7 protein-coding genes are annotated in these 8,691 nt (G+C 71.4%); 6 read left to right on the top strand and 1 reads right to left on the bottom strand.

What is annotated here, in order from left to right; translation table 11 throughout:
* Positions 1-103 precede the first annotated feature (103 nt).
* On the bottom strand, positions 104-1,033 hold the full coding sequence (locus tag H5J30_RS10025) for a helix-turn-helix domain-containing protein (RefSeq protein WP_181787071.1): 930 nt from the start codon (positions 1,031-1,033) through the stop codon (positions 104-106).
* Between the two features lie 144 nt (positions 1,034-1,177).
* Between H5J30_RS10025 and H5J30_RS36585 the strand changes: the two genes are divergently transcribed.
* The 6 genes from H5J30_RS36585 to H5J30_RS10000 all read left to right on the top strand — a co-directional run bounded on the left by H5J30_RS36585 (position 1,178) and on the right by H5J30_RS10000 (position 8,548).
* Positions 1,178-1,309 (top strand): hypothetical protein, encoded by a 132-nt coding sequence (locus H5J30_RS36585; protein WP_258563227.1) that lies wholly within the window; start codon positions 1,178-1,180, stop codon positions 1,307-1,309.
* A gap of 69 nt (positions 1,310-1,378) precedes the next feature.
* A complete protein-coding gene (locus tag H5J30_RS10020; protein ID WP_181787070.1) occupies positions 1,379-1,579 on the top strand; it encodes a hypothetical protein in 201 nt (66 codons plus the stop codon).
* A 1,135-nt stretch (positions 1,580-2,714) separates the two neighbouring features.
* A complete protein-coding gene (locus H5J30_RS10015) occupies positions 2,715-5,219 on the top strand; it encodes a GH116 family glycosyl-hydrolase (RefSeq protein WP_181787069.1) in 2,505 nt (834 codons plus the stop codon).
* Between the two features lie 259 nt (positions 5,220-5,478).
* Positions 5,479-6,765, top strand: a complete 1,287-nt coding sequence (locus H5J30_RS10010) for an ABC transporter substrate-binding protein (protein ID WP_258563226.1) — start codon at positions 5,479-5,481, stop codon at positions 6,763-6,765.
* Positions 6,762-7,706 (top strand): carbohydrate ABC transporter permease, encoded by a 945-nt coding sequence (locus H5J30_RS10005; protein ID WP_181787068.1) that lies wholly within the window; start codon positions 6,762-6,764, stop codon positions 7,704-7,706. Before H5J30_RS10010 ends, H5J30_RS10005 begins: the two co-directional genes overlap by 4 nt.
* Positions 7,703-8,548 carry a carbohydrate ABC transporter permease gene (locus H5J30_RS10000; RefSeq protein ID WP_181787067.1) on the top strand — a complete coding sequence of 282 codons (846 nt, stop codon included), beginning with the start codon at positions 7,703-7,705 and terminating at the stop codon, positions 8,546-8,548. Before H5J30_RS10005 ends, H5J30_RS10000 begins: the two co-directional genes overlap by 4 nt.
* Positions 8,549-8,691 lie beyond the last annotated feature (143 nt).

Below are 8,691 nucleotides of genomic sequence, written 5' to 3'. Positions count from 1 at the left end.
GGGCACCCCGCCGCACACCGCGCCCGCAGCGGCTGCGACACCGGGACGGCGCGTGTGCGTCACGGTGTCTTCGGGTACGGGATGCCCACCTGCTCGTCGTGCGCTACACCTCTGCCTCGGCCAGCGCTGCCCGAGCCTCCGACGTCCAGAGCGCGTAGCGAAGTTCAAGCGGGAGGCTGTAGAGGCCGGTCCGCAGGTGTTCGGCGGCGTCCCGGTGCCTGCCGAGCAACAGGTGCGCGTGCCCGATAGGGAGGCTCATCCATTCCGGCGTGAGCCAATAGGCGGTAGCCGGTGGGGCGCAGTCCGCGGCCTTGTCACGCAACGCCTCTACTTCACTCAGCAGTTGCTCGGCTTCGCTACGCCTGTCGAGCATGGCGAGTGCCCAAGCGGCTTGCGCGCCATTGACCACACGTTGGCGTGGCGCGCTCTCGCTGGCGTACGCGGCTACGAAGTTCCGGTGAACGGCACTCCACTGCTGTCGCTGTCGCGCGATGTTGCCACGGAGATTGTGCGCCTGCGCCGCAAGCGAACCGTCTTCGATCTCGTCAGCAAGGTCGATCGCTTCGTTCAGTAAGGCACTGGCGCGCGGATAGTCGCTCAGTTCGATTCGCAGCCAACCGGCGAACTGACTTGCCTGGCTTGCCACGGCGGCAAGGGATTTGCGGTGCTTGCCGGACGTCTTACGCAGTAGGGCCGTCAGAGCCTCCCGCTGGGCTTCCGCCGCGTTGACGAGGGGGCCGGGCCCAACTACGTCGTCGGCTCTGCGCTGCGCTGCCAGCGAGGCGGCAAGGGCTTGTACGCCCGCAGCGTCGATCCGCCCCGGGTTCCGCGCCGCGTAGGCCACCCGGTCGTCATCATCGCTGAGGTTCAGAGCGTCGGCCAGCGCGCGCATCAGCGTCTCGGAGGGCCGCTGCAAGCCCCTGAGGGCACGAGAGATGTAGGCGACGTCGTAGTGCGTCCGTCGCGCCAACTCCCGCAAGCCGACTGACTGTCTGGTCATGGCGACCTTGACCGCCCCCACGCTGACGCTCATATGGCAAGGCTACGCCCAGTCAACAGTCAGCGGTGGACGGTCAACAGCCGGGACACGCACGGCGACTCCCGCCCCTCGTTGAATCGATGGGAACCCCCGCGACCGCGTGAACGGCCCGGGGGCGTGGCCGACCACTGACAAGGAGTGACCGACGACATGAGCCTACACAGACAGCCCAAGCAGCGGACTGCGGGATTCGCGGTCAGCGTCGCCCTTACCGAGTATTACGTGATCTTCCTCGCTGATGTGTTCGCGCTCGCGCTGGTGTCGCAATGACGCGCCCACGCCGGCCTGCCCTGGCTGGAGGGGGACCGGAGGACGTACGTCATCAGCGACAAGGGCGGCGTGCTCGACCGGATTGCCGACGAGGCAGAGGTCCGGCTGCTCGATAACGCGCGCTCGCTGCTGAGGATCACGGGCCCGATGCTCGACGAGTTGCGCACACAGGACGAATGGAAGTTCGCGTGTGAGCGACTGCGGGAATCGCTCACGGATGCGGTGAACGTTGCGGAAGCACGGGGTGAACGGTTACGCGAGTGTTCGTGAGCTAATGCGCGCCTGAAGGCGAGCGAGCGCCCCCGTTGCCGGAGGAATGTTCCCAGCGGCGGGGGCACCTTCACGAACGCTGCGCCACCGGGCACCCGGGGCGCCCCGGGCGGTGGGCTCCTTCGGCCCGGGGGTGTGGTGCCGGGGTGCGGGAGGCGGGCCGGCGATGGGGGCGGGATGGGCGGGCGTCGTGTGTGAGCCGGGTGACGTGGGGTTCGAGCATCGGTCCCACCTCGGACGCGGGCCGCCGCAGCGGAACAGCCGGGCTCCGGCCACAGCGGCGATGGTCCGGGCAAGCAGCGCTCAGCCCTTCGGCCCCACCCGAACCAGGGGCGCCGCAACCCGTCGTTCCGCGACGTGCTCTCGGCCTGGTTTACCCACCCCGGCGGAGAGATCCGGCCGTAACTTGCGGTAATCGGGCAAAGCGCGCACGCGGCCCGACTTGTGCCCGTCCGCGTCCATTTACTCGTCCGGTGTGTACCGGTTGCCACCCAGGCCGTTCCGAGTGCGCGCCGTGGGTGCAAACTCGCGGCCACAGCCTCTGCGAACCAGGACAAATGCCCCACAGGTTGGGAGTTTTGCCCAGCGTCGCGCATCCAACCGTTCCGCCGGGGGCATCTTCGGGCCTTGGTACGTGATCCCCGGTTGTTCCCGTTCGTCGCCGCTTTCGCCGGAGCCCGGCTGTTCCGCTGCGGCGGGCCGCCGCCGAGGTGGGACCAATGCTCCAAACCCCCGTCCGCCCAGTCACCCGCGAAGCCGCCCACCCCGGCACCGCCACCCCGTAGCCCCAGCACCTCCCCCGGCCCGCCCGCCCGGTACCGGCTTGCCGCCCCGTAGCCCGGCGCTGTCATCGCTGGGCCGAGCGCGAGGGCAGCTGCGGCCTCGTCGCACAGCGCTCCCCGGCCGTCAAGGCTGACCCCCTGCCGCCGCTCGGCGGCCTCCCCGCCTACCTCGCCCCCGGGGCGGCGACGCCATCCGGACGCGGACCCCGCCGCCCCTTCCCTCGCATCCGGGCGCGATCACTCCCGTGCGGCATCTGCCGGATGAAATCGATTTCGGATACGGTCCCGTAGCAGCGGGCGCACTTCCACGTCCCCGGGGGCGCCCGCACCGGCACCCGAGGAAGCGAGGAACCATGCACGACACCCCCTGGCCGGTGGTACGCCGCTACCGAGGCGACCGGCTCGCCCACATCGCCATGCCGGTCGGCGGCATCGGCACCGGCTCCATCGGCTTCGGCGGGCGCGGCCAGCTGCTCGACTGGGAGCTGTTCAACCGCCCGGCCAAGGGCTTCACCCCCGACTCGTTCTTCTGCCTGCGCGCCGAGGGCGCCAGCGGGGCGTTCACCCGCGTCCTGGAATCGGCCCTGCTCCCCGCCGAGTACGCCGGCCACGGCGGCAGCCCGTCCGCGCTGCACGGCCTGCCCCGCTTCCGCGACGGCGAGTTCGCCGCCGCCTACCCCTTCGGCCAGGTGCGGCTGACCGACCCCGGGCTGCCGGTGGAGGCGACCGTACGGGTCTTCAACCCGCTCGTCCCCGGCGACGCCGACGCCAGCGGCATCCCCGCCCTCGTCTACCGCGTGCGCCTGCGCAACACCGGCGCCGAGGAGCTGGCCGTCGACGTCTGCGGCAACCTCCAGCACGTCGCGGGCCGCCGCCACACCGGCGGCCTGCCCGCGGGCAACGTCTTCGAGCGCGTCGAACTCGACGGCGCCACCGCGCTCGCCGGCCGCACCACCGAGGTCGCCGAGGACGCGGAGAGCTGGGGCACCCTGGCGCTCGCCGCCCTCGGCGACCCCGTCACCAGCCACCGGCTGACCTGGGCGCGCCGCTCCTGGGGCGACTCGCTGCTGGACTTCTGGGACGACTTCGCCGCCGACGGCCGGCTCTCCGAGCCCGCCGAGGGCGCCCGCGTGCCCACCGGCTCCCTCGTGGTCTCCGACCGGCTGCCGGCGGGCGCCGAGCGGGAGTTCACCTTCGTCGTCGCCTGGCACTTCCCGCACCGCCGCGGCTGGAGCCACCGCTTCCAGGGCCCGCCGGACTACGGCCACGGCGCCGACGTCGTCGGCAACCACTACGCCACGCGCTACGCCGACGCCGCCGACGTGGTCCGCCGGCTCGTGCCCCGGCTGGCCGGCCACGAGCGCCGCACCCGCGGCTACGTCGAGGCCGTCACGACCTCCAGCCTGCCGCCCGCCGTCAAGGACGCGGTGCTCTCCAACGCCGCCGTGCTGAAGACGCCGACCTGCTTCCGCATCGCCGACGGCACGTTCCTGGCCTGGGAGGGCGGCAACCCCGACCACGGCAGCTGCCACGGCAGTTGCACGCACGTGTGGAACTACCAGTACGCACTGGAGCAGCTCTTCCCCGACCTGGCCTGGACGATGCGCGAGGTGGAGTTCGTGCACGCGCTGGACGAGCGGGGCATGATGAGCTTCCGCACCGGGCTGCCGCTGGCGAGCCAGGGCACGGGCTGGCGCATCGCCGCCGCCGACGGCCAGATGGGCGCCCTCGTCCGGCTCTACCGCACCTGGCGGCTGACCGGCCGCGACGACGAGCTGGCGCGGCTGTGGCCGGGGGCGCGCAAGGCGCTGGAGTTCGCCTGGATACCGCTGGGCTGGGACGCCGACCGCGACGGGCTGATGGAGGGCTGCCAGCACAGCACCAGCGACGTCGAGTACTACGGGCCGAGCGGGGTCAACCAGTCCTGGTACCTGGCCGCGCTCGCCGCCTGCGAGCGGATGGCGCGGGCCCTCGGCGACCACGCGTTCGCCGGCACCTGCGCGGACGTGCTGGCCGCCGGCGCGGCCCGGACGGACGCCGAGCTGTTCAACGGCGCGTACTACGAGCAGAAGGTGCTGCCCGCCGGCTCCGCCGGCAACATCGCCGACGGCCTGCGCATCCGCTACGACGGCGACAACCCCGACGTCGGCTCGGACGACCTGGTCGACCCGGACCTCCAGATCGGCCCCGGCTGCATGGGCGACCAGCTCGCCGGCCACACGCTCGCCGTGCTCTGCGGGCTCGACTCCGGGCTCGACCCGGAGAACACCGCCACCGCGCTGCGCAGCGTGCTGCGGCACAACCACCGCGCCGAGTTCCACTCGCACATGAACCATGTGCGCACCTTCGCCCTCGGCGACGAGCACGGGCTGCTGAACTGCACGTATCCCCGCGGCGGCCGGCCGACGCGACCCTTTCCGTACTGCAACGAGGTGTGGACGGGCGTGGAGTACACCGCGGCCCTCGGGCTCGCCGCGCAGGGCGACAGGGACGCGGCGGAGCACGTGGTGGCGGACGTCCGGGACCGCTACGACGGGCGGGCGCGCAACCCGTTCAACGAGGTGGAGTGCGGCAACCACTACGTGCGCTCCATGGCCTCGTTCGGGCTGGCGCACGCCTGGCCGCGCACCGTGGTGGACGCCGGCGCCGGGACCGTCGAACTCGACCCGCTGCCGGGCAGGTGGCCGGTCGTCGCCGGGGGGCACGTGGGCGTCGTGCACGTCACCGCGGGCCCGGCCGGGGTCGCGGCGGAGGCGGTCTGGGAGTCGGTCGACGAGGGGAGCCGCGGGCCGCTCGCGGTACGGCTGCGCCCCGCTGCCGCGGGCGCCGGGGGCGGCGCAGTCCCCCCGCCCGCGTAGCGGAGGGCCTTCCGCCCCGTACGGGCGCCTGCGCGCGGCCCGTACGCGTGCCGGTGCCCGCCCGCGGGGCCGCCGCACGGCGATTCCGCGTGCACGCCTCTTGACCCCCGCGGTGGCCCGCTGCTTGCATGGCTGGCCATCAGGCAAGAAATCGATTTCACGCCCTATTCCACCCGTATGTCACGAAAGGTCCGTGCTGCCGAAAAACGGCCCGGACCCAGCGAGAGGAGCCGCAATGGGTTGGGTCGGACCGGGAGGAATGTCACGCCGTCAGGTGCTGCGGTCGCTGGGCGCGGCGGCGCTCGCCGCGCCCGCCGCGGGGAGCCTGGCGGCCTGCGGGGGATCGGGCTCGGGGGACTCGTCCTCGCTCGACCTCGTGTATCTGGGCGACGCCACCCAGCAGGAGGCGTTCAACGCGCTCTTCGCGGAGTTCAACAAGTCCAGGCCGAAGGTGAAGATCAAGGCCCGCGGCATCGCCGCCGAGACCTGGGGCAACTTCGCCAACACCGTCTCCACCCAGATCGCCGGCGGCAAGGTCCCCGACATCGTCCAGGTCGCCACCGAGGGCCAGCGGCTGTTCGCCTCCAAGAGCCTCCTGGAACCCCTCGACCCGTACCTGGACAGGGACAGGAAGGTCGTCGAGGACTACTTCGGGGACACCGACCCCAAGCTGAAGGAGTGGACCGAGACCTACGGCTCCACCGACGGCAAGACGTACTTCATCCCCGGCGGCTACAACACCTCGGTCCTCTACTGCAGCACCAAGGTCTTCGCCGACGCCGGCGTCGACCTGCCGGAGGACGGCTGGACCTGGGACGACTTCCGCGCCGCCGGAGAGCGCATCAAGTCCAGGACCGGCGCGTTCCTGCTGCCCGCCGGCTTCGCGTTTCCCTTCCTCGACATCATGCCCTGGCTGCTCACCAACGGCGCCAGCACCCACAACGCCGCCTGGGACGAGGCGACGTTCGACAGCCCCGCGGCCGTCGAGGCCGCAGAGTTCGTCAAGGGCCTCATCGACGATGGCCTCTCGCCCAAGCCCGGCGGCGACTTCAACGCCGCGGCCCAGGTCCAGAAGGGCAGGCTCGCCACCTTCGGCGCCGGCCGGTGGGCCACCCTCGACATGCGCCGCCTCAAGCTCACCGACTCCGTACGCATCGTGCCGTGGCCCAGCAACGCCGAGCCCGGCGCCAGCGTCGGCTGGGACGGCTGGCCGATCCTGCGCGCCTCCAAGAACAAGGACGCCGCCTGGGAGTTCCTGAAGTGGATGATGTCGAAGGAGGCGTCCGCCTTCTACGCCTCCGCCGGCGGCACCAACATCCCCGCCCGCAACTCCGTCGCCGCGAGCCCCGCGTTCACCGACGACGCCCCGGCCGGCACCGAGAACCTGCCTGCCGCCCTCGGCTACGGCACCCCCATCCCCTCGCCCGAGCGCGGCGCCGAGGCCCAGGCCGCCATCACCCAGGGCTGGCAGGCCGCCATCACCGGCAACCAGTCCGCGGAAGAGGCCCTGGGCAGCGCGAACGGCAAGCTCAGCGGGCTGCTGTGACCCTGACCCAGGCACGGCCGAAGCGCGCCGCCGCCCCGCGCGAGAAGGCCCGTGGCGGCGGCCGGTTCCGGCGCGGCGAGTGGGTCGGGTACGCGTTCCTCAGCCCCGCGCTGCTGCTCTTCCTCGCCTTCGTGGCCGGGCCGTTCGTCGTCGCCATCGTCCTGGCCTTCTTCAGCTGGGACATGCTCACCCCCGCCGAGTTCAACGGCGTCGGCAACTTCACCGAGATGTTCTCCGACCCGCTGCTCTACACGGCGCTGGCCAACACCTTCGTCTTCGCCTTCGCCTCCGTCGTCACCCACCTCGGCGGCGGGCTGCTGCTCGCCATGGGCGTCAACCGGATGATGAACAGGGCGCTCTCGTACTTCGTCCGCACCACGCTGTTCTTCCCGTTCGTCATCTCCTGGGCCGCGGTCGCGCTGCTCTGGAAGTACGTGCTCGACCCGACGTTCGGCCTCGTCACCCACTACGCCGGCGAGATCGGCGTGCAGCCCCCGGAGTGGTTCACCGACCCGGCGTGGGCCCTGCCCGCCATCATCGCCATCGACTTCTGGCACACCATCGGCTTCACCTTCGTCATCATGCTCGCCGGGCTGCAGACCGTGCCGCGGGAACTCCACGAGGCGGCGCGCGTGGACGGCGCCCGGCCGTACCAGGTCTTCTGGCGCGTCACGCTGCCCATGATGTCCCCGACGATCTTCTTCGCCGCCGTGGTCACCTTCATCGGGGCCTTCCAGATCTTCGACCCCGTGCAGATCATCACGCCCGACGGCGGGCCGGACGACTCGACCATCACCATCGTCATGTACCTCTACCAGAAGGGCTTCCAGTCCTTCCAGATCGGCTACGCCGCGGCCGTCTCCATCCTCGTCTTCGTGATCATGATGGCCGTCACGCTGCTGCAGTTCTGGGGTTCGCGGAAGTGGGTGCACCAGCAGTGACCGTACGGACCCGCAGCCGCCGGCGCGTACGCCCGGCCCGCCTCCTGCTCGAACTCCTCCTGGTCGCCGTCGGACTCGTCATGATCGCGCCGCTCGTCTGGCTCGTCGTGCAGAGCTTCACCGAGGAGCAGGCGGCCTTCGAGATACCGCCCAACTGGATTCCGAAACCCTTCACCACCGAGAACTTCACCGGTGTGCCGGACGCCATTCCCTTCGGCCGGATGGCGCTCAACAGCCTCCAGGTGGCGGTCATCGCCACCGTCGGCTCGCTGCTGGTCAGCGTGCTCGCCGCGTACGCCTTCTCCCGGCTCACCTTCCGCGGCCGGGACGGGATCTTCCTCGTGCTGCTCAGCGCGCTGATGATCCCGGCGCAGATGACGGTCATCCCCGTCTTCGTGCTGATGCGCAACCTCGGCCTCATCGACTCACTGCCCGCGCTCTGGCTGCCCGCGCTGATCAACGTCTTCTCGATCTTCTTCTTCCGGCAGTACTTCAACACCATCCCGCGCGAGCTGGACGAGGCCGCGCGCATCGACGGCGCCGGGCACCTGTGGATCCTCTTCCGGATCATCGTGCCGTTGTCCGGGCCGGCGCTGGCGGCGATGGCGATCCTGACGTTCCAGGCCGTCTGGAACAACTACCTCGCCCCGCTGATCTTCCTCAGCACCCCGGAGAACATGACGCTGCCCGTGGGCCTGGTCACCCTCCAGTCCAGCCACGGCGGCTCGCCGGTGGTGGTGTTCGCGGCGATCACGGCGGTGGTGGTGCCGGTGCTCGCGCTGTTCCTGGTCTTCCAGCGCTCGTTCGTGGCGAGCATCGCGCAGGCGGGGTTGCGCGGATGAGCGGGCACACGACGGCGGTCCGCCGTCCGGCGGGCCCGGAGCCGGGCCCGCCGGACGCCGAGAACGAGGCGCTGCGGCGCGTGCTGCGCGGCGCCTGGCCGAGCCTGCCCGCGCTGGCCGTCGCGGGCGCGGCGGTCTGCGCC

Origin of the sequence: Streptomyces phytophilus, assembly GCF_013870535.1 — a bacterium.
In the GTDB taxonomy this organism is placed as follows: domain Bacteria; phylum Actinomycetota; class Actinomycetes; order Streptomycetales; family Streptomycetaceae; genus Streptomyces; species Streptomyces phytophilus.
This window is presented reverse-complemented; position numbering and strand designations above follow the sequence as displayed.